This is a genomic window from Chitinophaga sp. 22308 (assembly GCF_052045305.1).
GTDB classification, from domain to species: Bacteria; Bacteroidota; Bacteroidia; order Chitinophagales; family Chitinophagaceae; genus Chitinophaga; species Chitinophaga varians_A.
This window is the reverse complement of sequence record NZ_JBQEOP010000003.1, coordinates 665839-685541: the sequence shown is the minus strand read 5'-3', so window position 1 is coordinate 685541 and position 19703 is coordinate 665839. Positions and strand designations below refer to the sequence as shown.

Below are 19703 nucleotides of genomic sequence, written 5' to 3'. Positions count from 1 at the left end.
ATTTTTTGAAAAACACCATGCAGAAACGGAAGGCTTTTGCCTCCTGGCATCCTCATCATAATTGTTAAAACTCCTTGCCCTGCTGCACTTTAACGTTTTAATGCGGTTTGTGGAACACCGTTTGGCATGCCCTATACAGTAACAACGATCAGCCATGATAAACCAATACGAAGTGCCGGCTTATATAGAAGATCATATACCGGCACTTAAAAAAGCCCTTCATCAGTTTCCGGCGATATTTCACATATACGACACCGTAGGATGTTTCAGTGAATACACCGACAAACAGCTACGGGAGCAGAATTTCGCGATAGCGGGAAAATGCCTTCAGCTGGCCGGCAAACTATATGAACGCGGTAATGAAGTGGTAAAAGGGGCTATCACCCGGGTATTTGTACCGGTACTCAGTAAAGTGCCGCTGGGCGATGCCGCCAACCGGATCAGGATATATGGCCTGATACCGGATACGATTTATGGTCTTTACATACAGCAACAACTCATTTACAATGGAAACAGATGAGGAGATAATTGTCAGGGTAGCGACTCCGGAAGATGTGGACTTTGCGCTGCCTATTGTAGCGGAGATGGAAGCTTCCGCTAAAGCCAGGGGTACCGGTATTGCCAAACGGAACCCGATGGATATCAAGAAGAAGATCCTGCAGGGCAATGCAGTCATCGCTTTTACGAAAAGTGGTTTCTGGGCCGGGTTCTCTTATATACAGGCCTGGCAGAACGACGATTTTGTGTCTAACAGCGGTCTGATAGTGGCGCCCGAGTTCAGGGGACTGAAAGTGGCGGCAGCCATCAAAAAGAAAATATTCGAGTTAAGTCGTTTTTTATATCCATCTGCAAAACTTTTCAGTATCACCACCGGTTTGCCGGTGATGAAATTAAACAGCCGGCTGGGATTCAAGCCGGTCACATACTCCGAAATTACTACTGACACCCGTTTCTGGGAAGGGTGTAAGAGCTGCATTAACTATCCTGTTCTGGTGGGACATCATTTTGCGAATTGCCTGTGCACCGCTATGTTATTTAACCCGCCGGAACTGAAAAACCCTGTTCTGTTAAGTACAGCCGATTGATATGAACCGGTGATGCGTCTGCATTGCCGGTTCTCTTTTATTTATGGCGTCACCTGGATGATCAGTAGCTTATTGATTTTGATAGGGGAGTTGCGCAGGGTGCCGTTGAACTTCAGGTAATAGGTGCTGATAACGGCTTCCGGCAGTTTTTCCAGTTGGGCCACCTGATTGAAGAGTGCCTGGCCGCAGTGTTTTTTAACGTGTTGCCGGAGACTTTCGAGGCTGGCATCGTCGGGCAGCTGGTTGGTCTGGGTGGAAGTATATTTCCGGCAGATAAAGAAGTTGCTGGCTTCCGGACGCAGTTGTTCCCAATCGCTCCGGTAGTGTTTCCATTGACGGAGCAGCTGCCTGCCTACACGGGCGCTGGTTTCAAAACGTTGCCATACTTTTATTTTTTCCGCTTCGCCGGTGGTGATGGCCAGCATCTGGCCTTCTATAGTGCGTTTGGGCGCGAGAGAAAAGTAGAGGGTATCAGGATGTTTTTCAAAGTCATTGCGCTGCTGGTCTACCGAAATCCAGTCAAGTGAAAAGTAGCAGTCACCGAAACGCACATACGTAGTACTGTCGCGTGCCACCACAGATACTTCATTGGACGCGACTTTCTCTGCCGATGGCGCCGGGAGGGCAATCAGCTGCATGGTATCAATTTGGACAGGTCTTTCCTTAACAGGTGTTTTTGATTGTTGGCAGGCCGTCATCAGCAGGGATGCCGGCAGAACAAGCTTTAACAGTGTTTTCATAGTATGTGGGATCGTGTAACGAACATTGGCGTTATTACATGTCCCTGGCCCTGTCAGTTATTCGACACTGGCGGTGTCGGCTGTACTTATCTGGTTGTCTTTATCCGTCAGGGCTTGCCACAACACGTCTTTCAGCTCAGAGATTCCCTGCTGGGTGACAGAGGAGATAAATACATGCGGCACATCTTCCGGCAATTCTGCTGCGATGGCGGCTTTCAGTTCGTCATCGAGCATATCGCTTTTACTGATGGCCAGCAAAAACTGTTTATCCAGGAGCTCGGGATTATACTGTTCCAGTTCATTGACAAGCACTTCAAACTCTTTGCGGTGGTCAGCGCTGTCGGCCGGAATCAGGAATAATAATACGGCGTTTCTTTCAATGTGTCGTAAAAATCGGTGCCCCAGTCCTTTACCTTCATGGGCGCCTTCGATGATACCCGGAAGATCTGCCATGCAAAAGGATTTATTGTCACGGTAAGCTACCATGCCCAGTTGAGGGGTGAGGGTGGTAAAAGCATAATCCGCCACTTTGGGTTTGGCGGCCGTGATGGTAGAAAGGAGGGTGGACTTGCCTGCGTTGGGGAAACCTACCAGGCCTACGTCGGCCAGTACCTTCAGTTCCACAACTTTCCAGCCTTCCTGCCCGGGCATACCGGGTTGGGCGTATTCCGGCGTTTGGTTGGTCGCCGATTTAAAGTAGGCATTACCGCGGCCGCCCTGGCCGCCGGGAATCCATATCACTTCCTGGCCATCGTAGAGAATTTCGGCTTCTACGCGGCCTGTTTCTTCGTCTTTGGCTGTAGTGCCCAGTGGTACTTCTATGATAATATCTTTTCCGAAGCGGCCGGTACAGTTGTCGCCGCTGCCGTTTTCACCATCTTCCGCCAACAGGTTTTTATGCCAGCGCAGGTGCAACAGGGTCCATAACTGAGCGTTCCCTCTGAGGATCACGTGTCCGCCTCTGCCACCATCACCACCGTCAGGGCCGGCCATCGCATTAAATTTAGTACGCATAAAATGCATACTGCCTGCGCCGCCTTTACCAGACTTACAAAATACACGGATATAATCTACGAAGTTCGCTTTTTCCACGGATCGATATTTTAAAACCAAATATGGCTACTGCCAGAAAATAAAACGCAAAGATCGTTAAGTTTGAGCGAATTTGGTACACTTCCGGTACCATAAGCTCCTAACTTACAATCTTTGCGCGTATAATCAGGTGATGTGTGTCTTTCTAATGGCTGAACAAGGCCCTTATACCTTTTCTGCTACCAGCTCGTTCAACTCTTTGCAAAGCAGGTCAAATACCTCTGCTTCGGAGCCGTCTCCCTTCACTTTCTTAAACTTACCGAATTTGGCGTAGTGGTCAGCTACAGGCGCGGTTTTATTGTGATATTCCACGATACGGGCTTTTACCACGTCTTCAGAGGAATCGTCACTGCGGCCGGAGGTTTTGCCACGGTTCAGCAGACGTTTGATCAATTCATCTTCCGGTACTTCGAGGGACAATACCACCGAGATGGCGGTTTTCTTCAACGCCAGCAATTTGTCCAGTGCTTCTGCCTGGGCGGTAGTACGGGGGAAACCGTCAAAAATGAAACCCCGGGCTTCCGGATTGGCGTCCAGCTTGGAGCTGATCATCCCAATTACCACTTCGTCCGGTACCAGCAGACCCTGGTCCATAAACTTGGTGGCTTCCATACCCAGAGGAGTTTTATTGGCTATCTCTGAACGCAGCAAATCGCCGGTGGACAGATGTATAAGCCCATACTTATCTATTATCTTAGTACTTTGTGTACCCTTACCACTGCCGGGAGGGCCAAATAAAATGAGATTGACCATGTTTTATTAAAATCTACTTTACTCGCAAGGATGCAAATATAACAAACAATTGAATGTATTGGTAATTAAAATTGCGATTGGTTAAAAAATGTAAAAGATTTGAACAAAATAGTAAAGATATTTTAATATTTATAGCGGAACTCTAAAATATCTTCAATAGAATATTCTAATTTAACGAATATCTGGTGATTTGACAAAAACATATGCTATTTTTTAATAATTATTTGATAGTCAGGCACTGGTAATGAAATCTTGCCTGATTATTTGTAAGTTTATGACATGAGGAAACAAATACTGGTTGCAGGACTTACGGGCTTGCTTATGACTGGGAGCGCTATACCTATGCCCCCCGGCGTTATGAATAAAAAGAAGAACAGAAAGATCAACACCACCTCCCACCAGCCACAAGATAAGGCTTCTCAATGGGTTGACAGCGTATTTCAATCTCTTACACCGGAAGAACGTATCGCGCAGCTCATCGTCATCAGAGCTCATTCCAATCTGGGACAGGACCACATCAATGCGGTGGCCCAGGATATCCGCGACAATAAAGTCGGCGGTCTGATCTTCTTCCAGGGCGGCCCCCTGCGGGAAGCCAACCTGACCAACTATTACCAGTCCATCTCCAAAGTACCGCTGCTGATATCTGTAGACGGCGAATGGGGCCTGGGCATGCGCCTGGACAGCGTTACCTCCCTGCCCCGCAACATGATGATCGGCGCCACCCGCGATACCGCCCTGGCTTACGAAGCCGGCCGTGTGATGGGTGAACAATGTAAACGTATTGGCATCCATCTCGACTTCGCACCCGATATGGACATCAACAATAACCCGAACAACCCGGTCATCAACGACCGCTCCTTCGGCGAGAACAAATACCAGGTCGCCAGTCTGGGCGTTGCTGCCATCAGAGGCATGCAATCCACCGGCGTAATGGCCTGTGCCAAACACTTTCCCGGCCACGGTGATACCAACGTGGACTCCCACTTCGACCTGCCATCTATCAACAAAAGCCGGCAGGCGCTCGACTCTCTCGAGCTGTATCCCTTCCGGGAAGCCATCGCCGCAGGGGTAGGCTCGGTCATGGTAGGGCACCTCTTTATTCCCGCCATCGATAACAAACCCAATACACCCACTTCTATTTCCTATAAAGCAGTAACCAAACTGCTGAAAAATGAACTGGGCTACAAAGGCCTCATTGTAACCGATGCTCTTGAAATGAAAGGCATCGCCAAGTTCTACTCCAAGGGACAGGAATCCTTACAGTCCCTGCTGGCAGGAAACGACCTCATGATCCTGCCTTCCACCGCTTCCGGCAGCGTATCCGCTATCATGAAAGCGATCAAAAAAGGACAGATCAGCCAACAGGAAGTGGACGCCCGCGTTAAAAAGGTTCTGCATGCCAAATATGACTTAGGTCTATGGAAACCACAACGCATTGAAACAAATAATCTGACCAATGACCTCAACGCGATGACTGATACGCTGACCCGCCGCATTGCGGAAAAAGCGATCACGCTCGTGAGAAACGACCAGAAACTGATTCCCTTCTCTCCGGCCATGACACAGCAGAAACTGGCCGTGATCGCAGTAGGCGCCGATGGGAACAATGCTTTCCTGGACGCGGTCAGAGCATATAAACCCGGCACCGATGCCTTTATCTTTACTTCCCGGCAGTCCGTACAACAGATCGCACCCATTATCTCCCGCATTCAGCGTGACTATAAGGCGGTGATCATCAGCGTACATAACTTCAGCCGCCGTCCGGCCAATAATTTTGGCCTGTCGCTGGCTGAACGCCTGATCGTAAAACAACTGCAATCAGAAATGCCTTCCGCGACCGTGGTGTTTGGCAATCCATACGCTATTCAGCACTGGTGCGATGCGCCCACTATCGTAGCGGCATATGAAGATGACAGCATCACACAGAAAGTGGCGGCTGACCTGCTGTTTGGTAAATTAGGCCCCAAAGGCAAACTGCCGGTAACGGTATGCCCGGGCCTGCCGGAAGGAACAGGCATCTCTTACGATGTCAACCTGTTTACCGATCTGCCTACCGCCACACCAGCAGAAGCAGGGATGAATGAAGCCCGTCTGGCCGGCATCGACGCCCTTGCCAATGATATGATCGCCCGTGGCGCTGCGCCCGGCTGCGAAGTGCTGGCCCTGAAAGACGGGAAGATAGTTTACAACCGTACCTTCGGTCATTATGAATACAACAGCCAGGAGCCGGTTACTCCCGGTTCTGTTTACGATCTCGCTTCCGTCACCAAAGTATGCGCCACCACCATCTCCATCATGCGGTTGCATGATGAAGGGAAAGTGAGCCTGGACGGCACGCTGGGGGAGTACCTGCCCTTTGTACAGGGCACTGATAAAGCGGGACTGAAAATACGGGACGTGCTGTTGCATCAGGCCGGGCTTGTATCTTTCATTCCGTTCTACAAGGAAACTTTATATCCCGACGGGCGGCCTGATACGGTCCTGTATCATAGCACAGCGGACGAATTATATTCCGTACAGGTCGCCGATAATATGTTCATGGACCATCGTTATGTGGATTCCATCTGGAAAAAGATCCTCGACAGTAAGGTAACCCCTCATCAGGGCTATGTTTACAGCGACCTGGATTTTTTATTCCTTGGCAAAGTAGTAGAGCAGGTATCAGGGAAAAGGCTGGACCAATACGTTCGGGAAACGTTTTATAAACCGCTGGGGCTGGCCACTACAGGCTTTCTGCCCAGAGATAGGTTTCCGCTGTCTTTGCTGGTGCCTACCGAGCGGGAAAACTTCTTCCGGATGCAGTTGCTGCGTGGTTTTGTGCACGACCCCGGAGCAGCCATGCTGGGTGGCGTTGCCGGCCATGCAGGACTGTATTCCAATGCACATGATCTGGGCGTGATTATGCAGATGCTGCTGAATAACGGCTCATTTGGAGGCGTGCAGTATATCAAACCGGAAACAGTAAGGCTGTTTACTGCCTATAACAGCAGCATCAGCCGCCGCGGGCTGGGCTTCGACAAACCGGAAAAAGATAATAATACCCGCCGGGAAAGCTATCCTTCCAAACTGACTTCCGGCGCCACCTTTGGTCATACCGGCTTTACCGGTACCTGTGTATGGGCAGATCCCGCCAGCAAAATGGTGTTCATCTTCCTGAGCAACAGGGTATATCCCAGCGGAGGTTCCAACAGCAAGCTGTCAGCGCTCAACACAAGGGGTAAGATGATGGATGTGGTATATGAAGCAATGAAGCCATAATCATCTGGAATGTAGTTATTTTGATATTGACTAAAATGCGAAGGAGATTATCAGACGATAATCTCCTTCGCATTTTAAATAACCAATTAACCAAATCAGAAGTAATATTGCGATATTATTTTTCTACGGAAACGAGCCTGCTTACCATGGTCTGTGTTTTAATACCGATGGCCTTTTCTGCTACTTTGTTTTTTCCGCTTCTGATTTCGAAGATGTACTGGCCATCTTCGAGAGATTGCAGATTGTAGCGCGCTTCAAATTTAACAGTTGCAGGTAATACTTCCCGGTGAAGGGTGTTGTTGTAGCTATCTTTGATATAAAGAGTCAACTTTTCGTTTTCCGGATTGATCACTGCCAGGGTGAAGTTCAGCGTTTCTTTTTCAGGCTGGCTGATTTCCACTTCCAAATCCTTTTTAATGCCGGATGATGGCTGCTCTGCAACAAACCGGTTGTTGTAGGCGAAAGATCTTTCCTGTGCATGCATGGTTACAAAGGGGATGAGGATAGTGGCTAATACGATCATTGTTACTTTGGGTACTAAAACAAAACAAAACTGTTTCATGACATTATTTTTTTAATGTGTTGTCTTTTTTACTTGTTTGGGCAGTATTAGCTAATACAATTAATGCCGTTTAATTTTCAATGCAAAGCTCCGACGCCAGCGTTAACAGAACATTACGCGATTGTTAAAAGAATGTGAGTATTTCGGGAGCCGTAATTCACTATTTTTGCAGCGTTTATGGAAACAGTAGATATCAAGAACAATCGCCCGGTGGCCATCTGGCTGTATATAGGAGTAGGCATGCTGGTGATCCAGGTGTTATTGGGAGGGCTGACCCGGTTAACCGGCTCCGGCCTGTCGATTACAGAATGGCAACCCTTGTTGGGCGCTTTTCCGCCAATGAATGAAGCCGCCTGGCAAAAAGCCTTTGACGGATATAAGCAGATTGCGCAATATAAATACGTCAACAATCACTTTACTTTATCAGATTTTAAATTCATCTATTTCTGGGAGTGGCTGCATCGTGACTGGGCACGTTTAATCGGAGTGGTATTTATTATACCGTTTATTTATTTCATTGTTAAGAAGAAGATCAGCAAAGAGATGATCAATCCGATGATTGTGCTGTTTGTGCTCGGAGGCCTGCAGGGCCTTATCGGCTGGATCATGGTAAAGAGCGGTCTGAACGATGAAAACCTCTATGTAAGCCATATCCGGCTGGCCATACACTTTATGTCGGCGTTGGTGCTGCTGTGTTATCTCTTCTGGTTCGCATTGAAAATCAGCGTTCCAGGTAAAGAAATCCTCCAGGTTCCTTCCCTGAAACGGTTAAACGTCTGGTTGCTGGCCCTTGTAACAGTACAGTTGATATACGGCGCTTTTATGGCAGGCCTGCATGCCGCACTCGTGGCCAATACCTGGCCGGACATCAACGGTGCCTGGGTGCCTGCGGGCATGTTTTCCCAGGGAGGCTTTCTGACAGATATCGTACATAATACCATCACCATTCAGTTTATACACCGCGGGCTTGCCTACCTGATTACCATTCTTATCGCCATATGGTGGTGGAAATCAGCGCAAACACCAGCCAACAGCCTGCTGCACGCTATCCGTTACCTGCCGTTGTTGCTGGTATTGCTGCAGGTACTGCTGGGCGTACTTACACTGCTCAACAGCCAGGTGAAAATACCGATCACCTACGGCATCCTTCACCAGTGCGTAGGTATGCTGCTATTGCTTTCGCTGGTATGGACACTATACCTCAGCAGAGCGCCACAGGATTAATTACGACCACCAATAACAAATAAGGGGTTCATGCATTGCGTGAGCCCCTTATTTATTATTACTGATTTTTTACGTAGGTTTATTAGTAATTATCGGTCTGATGAAGGTGAAGCTATTCCTAATAAAAACGTACTATTCTTTCCCTGTTCAGTTGCTCCTGCTGCACTTCAGGAAATATCAGGTGTTGCTCATCTTCTGGGTAATTCTTTTTAGCACGATCAATGGCGGATTTGCCAAGGTATTCGGGGGAGATGCGCTCTTTTTAGCGCCGGAATACCTGGGGAAGGTGAATTTCTACAGTACGGCGATTCTCGGACTGGCCACCGGCATGTTTATCATGAGTTGGCAGATCACTACCTTCATCCTGCATACCGGCCGGTTTAAATTCCTGGCCACCACCTCTCAGCCTTTCTTCCGGTACTGTCTTAATAACTCGCTGATCCCGCTGGCATTTTTTATCTGTCTTATTTATCGCGGATGGCAGTACCAGCGATATGAACAACTCAGCACCATTCCCGATATCCTGTTGCTGGGAGAGGGGCTTGTCTGTGGCGCCCTGTTTATCGTGTTTTTCTGCTTCTTTTACTTTTTTAATGCCGATAAAAACATTGGGCGAAGGCTGGAGAAACGTTTTGGCAACCCGCGCAATTTCCTGCGGGTAATCCTTAAGCCCACACAGGAGCCTGACGAGAACGCGCTACCCGTGCACAACTACTTCTCGACACCCTTTAAAATCCGCCGTGCACGGAATGTGGACCACTACAATAAACACTATCTCGACAGTATCCTCAAACAGCACCACTTTGCCGCTATGATCACGGTGGGGTGTGCCCTGATTTTTTTGATGATACTGGCCTATATGATGGACTATGAAGTATTCAGGATTCCTGCCGGCGCGAGTGTGCTGATCTTTTTCGCCTTTCTGATCGGTGTGGCAGGCGCTTATTCTTATTTGTTGCAGACATGGTCTATCCCGGTGGTACTGGTGTTATTGTTTGGGCTTAACTGGATGGTGGAGCACAATTGGGTAGACAACCGGAATAAGGCATACGGACTTGATTATCAGCAGAAAAAAGCGCGACCGGAGTATAGTGTGGAGGCTTTGCAGCGGTTCTTTACCCGCGAGCGGTATGAAGCAGACAGGCTACAGTCCCTCGGAATTCTGAAGAAATGGCGGAGCAAATTTCCGGGGAATAAAAAGCCACGCCTGATCGTGTTGAATTTCAGCGGCGGCGGCAGCCGTTCCGCTACCTGGTCGCTGCATGTGCTGCAGCGGCTGGACAGCCTTCTGAAAGGGCAGCTGATGAAACATACCGTACTGATGACAGGTGCGTCTGGAGGCATGTTGGGCGCCAGTTATTTCAGAGAGCTGTATTATCAGCAGCAGATGGGAAAACCTATCCGGTTAACAGACAGCATCTATACCGAGCGTGTTTCGCGGGACCTGCTGAATTCTGTGTTCAGCGCCATGGCCGTGAATGATTTCATCACGCCCTGGCGTACTTTCACAATGGACAACAAACGGTATGCAAAAGACCGTGGTTATGCCTTTGAAATGCAATTGAACCAGAACACTGACAATGCCCTGAATAAGGTACTGAGAGACTACAAAGCGCCGGAGCAAAATGCAGAGATCCCGATGCTGATCTGGAATGCCACCATCAATGCGGACGGGCGCCGGCTGATGATCTCGCCGCAGCCGGTCAGCTACCTGTGCAGCCCGCAGTACCTGTATCCCACGAGGCAGGTGCGCGATATCGACGGCGTTGATTTTGCACAATACTATACCAACCAGGACGCCATGGACCTGCGCGTTACCAGTGCCATCCGGATGTGTGCCACTTTCCCTTATGTGTTGCCCAATACCTTTTTGCCCAGCAATCCCATTGTAGACGTGATGGATGCCGGTATCAGGGATAATTTCGGCCAACAGACAACGCTGCGTTATCTCTATACTTTCAGTAAGTGGATCAATGAAAACACCAGCGGGGTGGTGTATATACAGATCAGGGACACCCGCAAGAACGATATTACCCCGATCAAAAAGACCAAAGATCTCAGTGACCTGCTGTTTGAACCGTTGTTTACGATGCAGCAGCATTGGAGCGCTATGCAGGATTTTGATCAGGATGACCTGGTCAATTTCATGGAGGGATATTTCCCTGAAAAATTCCATCGCATTATTTTCCAGTACGTACCACAGAAACAGGACAAAGGTGCGGCACTGTCCTGGCACCTCACTTCCCGGGAAAAGCTGGATATCGCCCATGCGCTTGATAATCCGGCGAATCAGAGCGCGCTGGATTTTGTTGTTAAACTGATGGGAGAATAGCCTTATTGTCCTCCTCTTTTCGTCCTGGCCGGGCTGCCCTAATGCAGCAGGAAGTCCAGTAATGGCGTGATAAATTTCGTATAGGCTTCTATGTGAGGCAGGTGGCCGACGCCTTCAATGGGTATCAGCGTTGCATGAGGAATGCGTTTGGCTGCATCTTTTCCCAGCTCCGGGTAATTGCCCAGTGTTTTACGGATATCTGGTGCTACGTTGGCTTTGCCCAACGCAGTACGGTCACGCTGGCCAATAATCAGCAGGGTAGGCGCCTGGATATTGGGAAACTCATAATACACAGGTTGTGTGAAAATCATATCGTAGGTGAGTGCTGCGTTCCAGGCTACCTGTGCGTAGTCGGGGCTGTGAATCCAACTGGCCTGGAGGGATGCCCATTTATCATATTCCAGTTTCCATTGTCCGGCGTAATAATTATCCAGTTGATATTGTTTGATTTTATCGTAGGTCTGTTTCAGCTCAGAGTGGTACCATTTGTCCACAGATTGGTACGGAACCACCACTTTCCAGTCTTCCAGGCCGATGGGGTTTTCCAGGATCAGTTTAGTGGTGATATCGGGGTACATCAGGGCGAAGCGGACAGCCAGCATTCCTCCCATGGAATGCCCGAGAATGGCGGCTTTGTGGATATCGAGCGTGTCCAGGAGGGCTTTGGTGTTTTGTGCTAAAAACTGAAAACTGTATTGGAGGTGTGCCGGTTTGGAGGATTTACCGAAGCCTATCTGATCGGGGATGATAACACGGAAGCCGTTGTTGGCGAGGCTGGCGGCGGTGCTGTCCCAGTAGGCGCCACAGAAATTTTTGCCATGTAGCAGCACTACCGTCTGGCCATTGGGCCGGGATGGCTGTATGTCCATGTAGGCCATGGCCAGGGGTTGGCCCTGTGCCTGGAATTTAAAATACTGAACGGGGTAGGGGTATTTATAGGAAGAAAGCATAATGTCTTGTGTAGCAATTGTTTGTGCGCATAGTGGTGACAGCTGAAAGCTGTAGAAGGCCAGCAACAGAAAGAAAAAGGTACGTTTCATGCAGATAGATTTATATCAGGGTGGAAATCAAATCTCCCGCCATAAAGATGGCGGGATGTGCCTGCTAAGGACAGTTTCCGTCATGATGAAATATGACATGTTGTAATTTATTGATAATGAATTTGTTGCAAGGGTATTTGTACAAGTGACTAAATGGTTACATTTATTTAAAGCACGAATCCTTCATTCTCGTCAGGTTTTCGTACCTTTGCGCCTCATTTTTGCAGCTATGAGCTATAATCTTACAAGCTGCTTATAGCTAAAGAATTAAGTATATGAACATTCGTAATATTGCAATTATCGCACACGTAGACCATGGTAAAACTACCCTGGTTGACAAAATTCTTCATCAGACGAACGTTTTCCGGGCCAATCAGGAATCCGGTGAACTGATCATGGACAGCAACGATCTTGAAAGAGAACGTGGTATTACCATTTTCAGTAAGAACGCTTCTGTTGAATACAAAGGCACCAAAATTAATGTGATCGATACCCCGGGCCACGCCGACTTTGGAGGTGAGGTAGAGCGCGTATTGAAAATGGCAGATGGTGTGATCCTGCTGGTGGACGCTTTTGAAGGCCCGATGCCACAGACCCGCTTTGTGTTGCAGAAAGCTTTACAGCTGAACCTGAAACCGATCGTGGTGATCAACAAAGTGGACAAAGCTAACTGCCGTCCTGATGAAGTACACGATGCTGTATTCGAATTGTTCTTCAACCTCGACGCCACCGAAGAGCAGCTGAACTTCCCAACCTTCTACGGTTCCGGTAAAAATGGCTGGTTCAACTCTTCCCTGGAGCAATGCGCTGATATCACGCCGCTGATGGATGGTATCATCGAGCACGTTCCAGCTCCTAAAATCCCCGAAGGTAACCTGCAGCTGCAGATCACTTCCCTGGATTATTCTTCTTTCCTTGGTCGTATCGCAGTAGGTAAAGTTACCCGTGGTTCTATCGAAGAAAATCAGTGGATCACCCTGATGCAGGCTGACGGTACCGCTAAAAGACAGAAGGTACGTGAGCTGTACATCTTTGAAGCTTTAGGTAAAAGAAAAGTAAGTAAGGTACTGGCCGGCGACATCTGCGCCGTTGTTGGTATCGAAGATTTTAATATTGGTGACACCATCGCTGATGGTGAAGCTCCGGAAGCACTGGCTGTGATCAGCGTAGACGAGCCTACCATGAACATGCTGTTCGGCATCAACAACTCACCTTTCTTTGGTAAAGATGGTAAGTTCGTTACTTCCCGCCACCTGCGTGACCGTCTGGTGAAAGAAACCGAAAAGAACCTGGCGCTGCGTGTAGTAGATACAGACAGTGCGGATAGCTTCCTGGTATATGGCCGTGGTATCCTCCACCTGGGCGTATTGATCGAAACCATGCGTCGTGAAGGTTATGAGTTGACTGTAGGTCAACCGCAGGTTATCGTGAAAAACATTGACGGTAAAAAATGTGAACCATACGAAACCCTGGTGGTAGACGTTCCGCAGGAATTCGCCAGCAAGGTAATTGATCTGGTAACCCGCCGTAAAGGTGAAATGCTGATCATGGAAACCAAAGGTGAAATGCAGCACCTGGAATTTGAAATTCCTTCCCGTGGTCTGATCGGTCTGCGTACGCAAATGCTGACCGCTACTGCCGGCGAAGCTGTAATGGCTCACCGCTTCAATGATTACAAAGCCTGGAAAGGTGCTATCCCTGGCCGTAACAACGGTGTGCTGATCGCTAAAGAAGCTGGTTCTACTACTGCTTATTCCCTCGATAAATTACAGGACAGAGGTTCTTTCTTCGTTGATCCGGGAGAAGAAGTGTACAAAGGCATGATCATCGGTGAAAACAACAAACCCGGTGATCTGGTGGTAAACCCGAACGAAGGCAAGAAACTGACCAACATGCGCGCCAGCGGTAGCGACGGCGCTGCTAATATCGCACCTAAAATTCTGATGACACTGGAAGAATGTATGGAATACATCCAGCATGATGAGTGCATCGAAGTAACGCCTAACTTCATCCGTATGCGTAAAACCATCCTGGACGAAGAAGAGCGCAAGAGAAGTGCAAAAAGCATGAAAGCTGAAGCCTAGTCTGATTAGAAGGCCTGCCGGCAAGGCAGGTTCATATAGTGATAGCACTAAGTTTTAAAAAATGTTTGAGATAAAGCGGCTGACCAATTGGTTGGCCGCTTTTTGTTTTTCCAGGACTGCCTTCCTGAAACATAGAAAGAACATCAGTAATCAGCGCAATTATAGAACCGGATAAACCGGGTGGTAGCCGGGGAAGTCACCCCGTTGCTGCTTAGCGGGAAATCGCAGCTGTAGCTCACCATCCGTTGCTCAATGGGAATCTCTGATGATAGACTGCGGCCGCTTTTTGTAAAGGGAGATAGATGATGGCTTCCAGCTTCAATAGTCATTGCTCACCATTAGAAACTGAACAAGATCGTATCCCAGGGGCTTCAGCCCTTCAGCCCTGGGATTCCCGGCAAAAAAAATCCCCGCCCAGGATAAGGCGGGGAGTGCATACTAACCCAATGCTTACTAAAACTAAAACTAACTTCTATGTATGTATAGTAAAGAGTAAATTTAATTTTGTACAGCTTACATAATAATTAAGCCTCTTCTTGTTTCTCCGCAATTTTCAGTTTGATCTTTGCTTCGATTTCTGCGGACAGTTCCGGATTGTCGCTCAGTAATTGTTTTACCGCGTCACGGCCCTGGCCCAGTTTATTGGAGTCGTAGCTGAACCAGCTACCGCTTTTCTGGATGATACCGTATTCTACGCCCATGTCGATGATCTCGCCCATTTTGGAGATACCCTGACCATAGATGATATCAAATTCAGCCTGGCGGAACGGTGGTGCCACCTTGTTTTTCACCACTTTCACTTTTACACGGTTACCTACAGCTTCGTCACCGTCTTTAATCTGGCTCATACGACGGATGTCCAGCCTTACGGATGCATAGAACTTCAGGGCGTTACCACCGGTAGTGGTTTCAGGGTTACCGAACATAACACCGATTTTTTCACGCAACTGGTTAATGAATATGCAGCAGCAGTTGGTTTTGGAGATGGTGGCTGTCAGCTTACGCAGCGCCTGGGACATCAAACGTGCCTGCAGGCCCATTTTACTTTCACCCATTTCACCTTCCAGTTCGCTTTTCGGTACCAGCGCGGCTACAGAGTCCACTACTACTACGTCTACTGCTCCGGATAAAATCAGACGGTCTGCAATTTCCAGCGCCTGCTCACCATGGTCTGGCTGTGAAATCAGGAGAGAATCCACATCCACGCCCAGTCTGCGGGCATAACTGCTGTCAAAGGCGTGCTCCGCGTCCACAATGGCGCAAATACCACCTTTTTTCTGTGCTTCAGCAATCGTATGGATCGCTACGGTAGTTTTACCGGAAGATTCAGGACCATAGATCTCAATAATCCTTCCTTTCGGAAAACCGCCAATGCCCAGTGCGATATCAAGCCCCAGTGAACCGGAAGAAATTACTTCCATTGGAGCTTCTGCTTTTTCGCCCATCATCATCACAGATCCCTTACCGAAATCTTTCTCAATCTTATCCATTGTAAGGCGTAACGCCTTCAGTTTTTCTGTATTGGCTGTAGACATATCTGTAGTTGTTTTTTACAAATTTAATCGAAAAGCATATCTCCAACTGGAATGCTAAATTATAACCTTTTTTTGATTTTCCTAAATTTTTTAGCATTTTATTTTTAATGCTAAAAAAAGTAGTATTTATATCGTATTCGGTCTCACTTTTTTCGCTTGTCCCTAACGACATAACAAAGATCCGAAGCCATTACGCATTGAATGTGCGTAATCATCTCCCGGGGAAAAAAAATTTTGTAACAGGGTCAGGGGGGAAATACTGCATTTTGAAAAAGCGTAGTTATACTCTTGAGGTTAAATGCAGAATATCGGACTTTTGCATTGTCAAGTTTAGTTGTTGATGATTGTACCCCAGATGTTTGTTAGATTGTTTGTTAACCTGCCTTGCGGCCTTGCATCCATGTTACCGGAATAAGCAGTCCGGCTGTTAAGGTAAACCCCAAAAAGTTTTTTCCCCATCCAAAACATAGCATATTCCTTGTTGGGTTTTTCTCCTGAAAAGAGAAAGCCGGCAGGGAGTATGCTACCGTTGGAAGAATTAAATCACCAGAAACCAGCACGCGGCCAGCTGGGTAATGATACCAATAAACAAACCGGTATAAATCTCCACCGGATTATGGGCGCTCAGTACCATCCTGGCGGTAGCCACCAGGCCCGTCACAAAAAAGGTGATCACCAGCGGTAATGACACGTTCATATGCATGCCCCACATGAGCGCCAGCAGGAAACCCACTACGCCGCCCCAGCCAATACTGTGCAGGCTGGTCTTCATAAAACTATTGGTAATGAAGGAGATAGACACTGCCAGAAAAGAGCCGAGGAAAAAAGCGGTGTAGAACCGCGGGGCACGGCCTTCCTGTAAAAAAGTATAAAAAGCCCAGAAATAATAAATGATAATAGCCACGTAGGGAATGATCCGTTCCCGCTGCGTTTTCATATAAACAGACCCCACAAATCCCAGCTGTTTGGCCAGCAGTACGGTCAGCAGAGGGAAAAATATGGTGATCGCCACCACCCGGAAATACAATACGTCAAAAGCAAATTTTTTGCTCAGCGGCTTAAAAGCCACCATGTATTCGGGAATGGACTGTAATATTAAAAAGGTTACCAGCGTGGGAATAAACAGCGGATGGGTGATATAGGAGATAACCTGCGCCAGCGACCTGGCTGCGGGCGAAAATACCGGACCTTCACCGGTATGCATGTTACTTTCCGGTAACGCTTGTTCGTGCATCATTTTGTTCTTATAATTCTTTACGTAAACGGGCAACCGGTATATTCAGCTGTTCCCTGTATTTGGCTACCGTACGGCGGGCAATATTATAACCCTTGTCCTGCAGCATCTTGGTAAGATTCTCGTCGCTCAGCGGCTTCCGCTTGTTTTCCGCCTCTATCAGGTCAGATAAAATCTTTTTCACCTCGCGTGTGGATACTTCCTCCCCGCTGTCGGTAGACAGGGACTCGGAGAAAAAGAATTTCAGCTTGAAAGTGCCGAATTCCGTCTGTACATATTTACTGTTGGCCACGCGGCTCACCGTGGAGATGTCCAGTTGGGTCCGGTCAGCAATGTCCTTCAGGATCATCGGCTTCATCGTGGTTTCATCACCGGTCAGGAAAAACTCCCGCTGGTAGTCCATGATAGACTCCATGGTGGACAGCAGCGTGTGTTGCCGCTGTTTGATGGCATCGATGAACCATTTGGCGGCATCAATTTTCTGCTTGATAAACAACACGGCCTCTTTCTGGCGCTTGTCTTTTTTATCTCCGCGGTCATATTCCCGCAGCATGTCCCTATAACCGCCGGAAATCCGCAGGTCAGGCGCATTGCGGGAATTCAGCGTCAGCTCCAGTTTACCGGCATTGTTCATGATGAAGAAGTCCGGCAATACATAACTCTCCGCCTTGTTGAGCGTGGCATAATTGCCGCCGGGCTTGGGATTCAGCTTGATAATCTGATTGATGGAGGCTTTCAGGCCTTCATCGCTCAGGCTCAACGCTTTCTGTATCTTTTCGTAGTGTTTCTTGGTAAACTCGTCGAAGTAATTTTCGAGGATCAGATAGGCGGTATGTACGCCTTCATCGTCCTGCGGCTTCCGTTTCAGTTGCAGCAGCAGGCACTCTTTCAGATCGGTGGCGCATACGCCGGCAGGATCGAAGTCCTGGATCTTTTTGATCAGCTCCCGGATTTCTTCTTCGGTAGTGTCTATGTTCTGGGAGAAAGAGAGGTCGTCCACCATCGCGCTCACTTCCCGGCGCAGATAACCATCATCGTCGATGCTGCCGATAATGTGTTCGGCAATGGCGTTCTGATGATCGTCGAGTTCGAGCATCCCCAACTGGCTCAAAAGATGTTCGTGGAAGGATGTTTCCACCCGGATAGGGATGGTTTTGTTGCTCTCGTCCGGATCGGGATAGTTGTCGTCACGCAGTTTATAATCCGCCACGTCATCATCTCCATCACTTACATATTCAGAAATATCAATATTGTCATATTCGCTTTCACTGCCATCCGGCTCAAAATCGTCTTCCTCATCACCCTCACTGTCAGTTTTGGCATCAAAATCCTCCTGCTCTTTGAATTCATCTTCATTCGTGTCTTCACCGTATTCGAGGGCAGGGTTTTCTTCCAGTTCTTCTTTAATCCTTTCTTCGAGGTTGACAGTAGGCACCTGCAGCAACTTCATTAGCTGAATCTGCTGTGGTGAAAGCTTCTGTAATAACTTTTGCTGTTGTGTCTGCTTTAGCATAATAATCGTTCCCTACAGGGCAAAATTAATAAGTATAAGGTTAACGATGGCCTTACCGCCTTTAGCAGTCACACAGTCAGCAGTAATTACCAGCTAACGGAGGCAGCTAACAGCCGGGGGCTATAGGTCCAGTTCCAATTGCTCATCAGGCAGCAGGCGGAAAGACTTGCGGTGATACGGTGATTCACCGTGTGCCCGCAACGCTTCGCGGTGGTGCCTGGTCGGATAGCCTTTGTTCTCATTCCAGCCAAAATGCGGATATTCCAGGTGCAACCGCTGCATGTACTCATCACGGTACGTTTTGGCAAGAATAGAGGCCGCGGCAATGGATGCGTATTTACCGTCTCCCTGTACAATACAGGCAAAGGGCGTTTGGCCGTAGGCATAAAACCGGTTACCATCAATGATGATGAATTCCGGTTGCCGGCTCAATTGTTCCAATGCCAGGTGCATCGCCCGGAAAGAGGCCTTCAGTATGTTTATCTTGTCTATCTCAATATTGTCTACACTGGCTACAGCGTAGTACAACGCTTTTTTCTCAATTACTTTGCGCAATTTGTCCCGGTCTGCTGCTGTCAGCTGTTTGGAATCATTGAGCAGCGGATGGCGGAACTTCGGTGGTAATATCACGGCCGCAGCAAACACAGGGCCCGCAAGGCACCCTCTCCCAGCTTCATCGCAGCCAGCCTCCAATAATTCGTCCTGATAATGAGATAGTAGCAAATCCGGTTCTGTTTAAGACGGGTAAAATTACAAGATTAATGTTCAAGGAACAAGGAATAAGGAATTTTACACGGCTTACTCGGAATCGCGTTTAAACAGGTCTTTGAAATCCTGTTTGAAATCTGTCCATTCTTTGTCAGACTTTTTCATCAGCTCATCAGCAGCCTTGCGGGTGCTGTCCCACGCATTGGCGCTGCTGCCCTGGATGTCTTTCATCTTTTTGTTCATTTCTGTTTTCAGGCTCTCCAGCTTCTTTCGCGCTTCTTTGCTTTTCTCCGTGCCTTCTTTTTTCAATTCCTCACTGGTCTGGTCTATCTGCCTGATCCGCTCCCGGATAGCATCTTCTGCCTGTTTTTTCTGTTCATTAAGATAATCCCCGGCGCTGTTGGCGGTATTTTTTACGTCTTCTTTTACTTTAGCGGCACCTTCCTGCATTTCCTCCCGCTTCTCCTGCTGTTTCTTATTTTCATTGCACGCCAAAAATGCCGCTATCCCCATTATTAACATTATTTTTTTCATGATCAA

General features: G+C 48.1%; 17 protein-coding genes. 6 read left to right on the top strand and 11 right to left on the bottom strand.

Going from position 1 to position 19703, the window contains the following annotated elements; genetic code table 11:
- Positions 1-154 precede the first annotated feature (154 nt).
- Together ACTJJS_RS14590 and ACTJJS_RS14585 are read left to right on the top strand one after the other, a co-directional pair.
- The gene (locus ACTJJS_RS14590) at positions 155-520 is read left to right on the top strand and encodes a DUF7674 family protein (RefSeq protein ID WP_168870950.1); all 366 of its coding nucleotides are present in this window, start codon (positions 155-157) and stop codon (positions 518-520) included.
- Positions 507-1085, top strand: a complete 579-nt coding sequence (locus tag ACTJJS_RS14585) for an N-acetyltransferase (RefSeq protein ID WP_168870951.1) — start codon at positions 507-509, stop codon at positions 1083-1085. Before ACTJJS_RS14590 ends, ACTJJS_RS14585 begins: the two co-directional genes overlap by 14 nt.
- Before the next feature lie 41 nt (positions 1086-1126).
- Here ACTJJS_RS14585 and ACTJJS_RS14580 read toward each other — a convergent pair whose 3' ends face one another.
- From ACTJJS_RS14580 to ACTJJS_RS14570, 3 genes are all read right to left on the bottom strand, one after another.
- Entirely contained in the window at positions 1127-1825 is a 699-nt protein-coding gene (locus tag ACTJJS_RS14580; RefSeq protein ID WP_440664242.1) for a hypothetical protein, read from the bottom strand.
- A 57-nt stretch (positions 1826-1882) separates the two neighbouring features.
- Positions 1883-2917, bottom strand: a complete 1035-nt coding sequence (gene obgE / locus ACTJJS_RS14575) for a GTPase ObgE (RefSeq protein WP_440664240.1) — start codon at positions 2915-2917, stop codon at positions 1883-1885.
- 165 nt (positions 2918-3082) lie between these two features.
- Positions 3083-3670: an adenylate kinase gene (locus ACTJJS_RS14570; protein ID WP_168870954.1), complete on the bottom strand. Its 588-nt coding sequence runs from the start codon at positions 3668-3670 to the stop codon at positions 3083-3085.
- A gap of 357 nt (positions 3671-4027) precedes the next feature.
- On the opposite strand from ACTJJS_RS14570, the gene ACTJJS_RS14565 reads away from it, so the two are divergent.
- Positions 4028-6931, top strand: coding sequence for a glycoside hydrolase family 3 N-terminal domain-containing protein (locus ACTJJS_RS14565; protein ID WP_440664238.1), 2904 nt, complete (start codon positions 4028-4030; stop codon positions 6929-6931).
- Positions 6932-7046: 115 nt separating this feature from the next.
- Here ACTJJS_RS14565 and ACTJJS_RS14560 read toward each other — a convergent pair whose 3' ends face one another.
- A complete protein-coding gene (locus ACTJJS_RS14560; RefSeq protein WP_168870956.1) occupies positions 7047-7493 on the bottom strand; it encodes a hypothetical protein in 447 nt (148 codons plus the stop codon).
- Between the two features lie 177 nt (positions 7494-7670).
- Here ACTJJS_RS14560 and ACTJJS_RS14555 point away from each other — a divergent pair, with 177 nt between their 5' ends.
- Both ACTJJS_RS14555 and ACTJJS_RS14550 read left to right on the top strand, forming a co-directional pair.
- Entirely contained in the window at positions 7671-8717 is a 1047-nt protein-coding gene (locus ACTJJS_RS14555; RefSeq protein ID WP_440664237.1) for a COX15/CtaA family protein, read from the top strand.
- A 100-nt stretch (positions 8718-8817) separates the two neighbouring features.
- Entirely contained in the window at positions 8818-11049 is a 2232-nt protein-coding gene (locus tag ACTJJS_RS14550; RefSeq protein ID WP_440664236.1) for a patatin-like phospholipase family protein, read from the top strand.
- 38 nt (positions 11050-11087) lie between these two features.
- On the opposite strand, the gene ACTJJS_RS14545 is transcribed toward ACTJJS_RS14550, so the two are convergent.
- The gene (locus ACTJJS_RS14545) at positions 11088-12089 is read right to left on the bottom strand and encodes an alpha/beta fold hydrolase (RefSeq protein WP_440664235.1); all 1002 of its coding nucleotides are present in this window, start codon (positions 12087-12089) and stop codon (positions 11088-11090) included.
- Positions 12090-12364: 275 nt separating this feature from the next.
- Between ACTJJS_RS14545 and typA the strand changes: the two genes are divergently transcribed.
- The gene (gene typA, locus ACTJJS_RS14540; RefSeq protein WP_168870960.1) at positions 12365-14173 is read left to right on the top strand and encodes a translational GTPase TypA; all 1809 of its coding nucleotides are present in this window, start codon (positions 12365-12367) and stop codon (positions 14171-14173) included.
- A gap of 143 nt (positions 14174-14316) precedes the next feature.
- On the opposite strand, the gene ACTJJS_RS14535 is transcribed toward typA, so the two are convergent.
- The 6 genes from ACTJJS_RS14535 to ACTJJS_RS14510 form a co-directional block, all read right to left on the bottom strand.
- A complete protein-coding gene (locus ACTJJS_RS14535; protein ID WP_440664234.1) occupies positions 14317-14502 on the bottom strand; it encodes a hypothetical protein in 186 nt (61 codons plus the stop codon).
- 195 nt (positions 14503-14697) lie between these two features.
- Complete coding sequence (recA, locus tag ACTJJS_RS14530; RefSeq protein WP_168870961.1) at positions 14698-15708, bottom strand: recombinase RecA; 1011 nt, start codon at positions 15706-15708, stop codon at positions 14698-14700.
- A gap of 538 nt (positions 15709-16246) precedes the next feature.
- Positions 16247-16945 carry a hypothetical protein gene (locus tag ACTJJS_RS14525; protein ID WP_440664233.1) on the bottom strand — a complete coding sequence of 233 codons (699 nt, stop codon included), beginning with the start codon at positions 16943-16945 and terminating at the stop codon, positions 16247-16249.
- A 7-nt stretch (positions 16946-16952) separates the two neighbouring features.
- A complete protein-coding gene (gene rpoN / locus ACTJJS_RS14520; protein WP_440664231.1) occupies positions 16953-18392 on the bottom strand; it encodes an RNA polymerase factor sigma-54 in 1440 nt (479 codons plus the stop codon).
- Between the two features lie 183 nt (positions 18393-18575).
- Positions 18576-19178, bottom strand: a complete 603-nt coding sequence (locus ACTJJS_RS14515; protein WP_168870964.1) for a ribonuclease HII — start codon at positions 19176-19178, stop codon at positions 18576-18578.
- A 75-nt stretch (positions 19179-19253) separates the two neighbouring features.
- Positions 19254-19697, bottom strand: coding sequence for a hypothetical protein (locus ACTJJS_RS14510; RefSeq protein ID WP_168870965.1), 444 nt, complete (start codon positions 19695-19697; stop codon positions 19254-19256).
- Positions 19698-19703 lie beyond the last annotated feature (6 nt).

What these genes read in the sequence shown, in the direction of transcription:
- typA (WP_168870960.1), top strand. Translation starts at nt 12,365, where the DNA reads ATGAACATTCGTAATATTGCAATTATCGCACACGTAGACCATGGTAAA.
- rpoN (WP_440664231.1), bottom strand. Translation starts at nt 18,392, where the DNA reads ATGAAGTTGCTGCAGGTGCCTACTGTCAACCTCGAAGAAAGGATTAAA.
- ACTJJS_RS14535 (WP_440664234.1), bottom strand. Translation starts at nt 14,502, where the DNA reads ATGACTATTGAAGCTGGAAGCCATCATCTATCTCCCTTTACAAAAAGC.
- ACTJJS_RS14580 (WP_440664242.1), bottom strand. Translation starts at nt 1,825, where the DNA reads ATGAAAACACTGTTAAAGCTTGTTCTGCCGGCATCCCTGCTGATGACG.
- ACTJJS_RS14555 (WP_440664237.1), top strand. Translation starts at nt 7,671, where the DNA reads ATGGAAACAGTAGATATCAAGAACAATCGCCCGGTGGCCATCTGGCTG.
- ACTJJS_RS14585 (WP_168870951.1), top strand. Translation starts at nt 507, where the DNA reads ATGGAAACAGATGAGGAGATAATTGTCAGGGTAGCGACTCCGGAAGAT.
- ACTJJS_RS14570 (WP_168870954.1), bottom strand. Translation starts at nt 3,670, where the DNA reads ATGGTCAATCTCATTTTATTTGGCCCTCCCGGCAGTGGTAAGGGTACA.
- ACTJJS_RS14590 (WP_168870950.1), top strand. Translation starts at nt 155, where the DNA reads ATGATAAACCAATACGAAGTGCCGGCTTATATAGAAGATCATATACCG.
- recA (WP_168870961.1), bottom strand. Translation starts at nt 15,708, where the DNA reads ATGTCTACAGCCAATACAGAAAAACTGAAGGCGTTACGCCTTACAATG.
- ACTJJS_RS14545 (WP_440664235.1), bottom strand. Translation starts at nt 12,089, where the DNA reads ATGAAACGTACCTTTTTCTTTCTGTTGCTGGCCTTCTACAGCTTTCAG.
- ACTJJS_RS14510 (WP_168870965.1), bottom strand. Translation starts at nt 19,697, where the DNA reads ATGAAAAAAATAATGTTAATAATGGGGATAGCGGCATTTTTGGCGTGC.
- ACTJJS_RS14565 (WP_440664238.1), top strand. Translation starts at nt 4,028, where the DNA reads ATGAATAAAAAGAAGAACAGAAAGATCAACACCACCTCCCACCAGCCA.
- ACTJJS_RS14525 (WP_440664233.1), bottom strand. Translation starts at nt 16,945, where the DNA reads ATGATGCACGAACAAGCGTTACCGGAAAGTAACATGCATACCGGTGAA.
- ACTJJS_RS14550 (WP_440664236.1), top strand. Translation starts at nt 8,818, where the DNA reads ATGAAGGTGAAGCTATTCCTAATAAAAACGTACTATTCTTTCCCTGTT.
- ACTJJS_RS14560 (WP_168870956.1), bottom strand. Translation starts at nt 7,493, where the DNA reads ATGAAACAGTTTTGTTTTGTTTTAGTACCCAAAGTAACAATGATCGTA.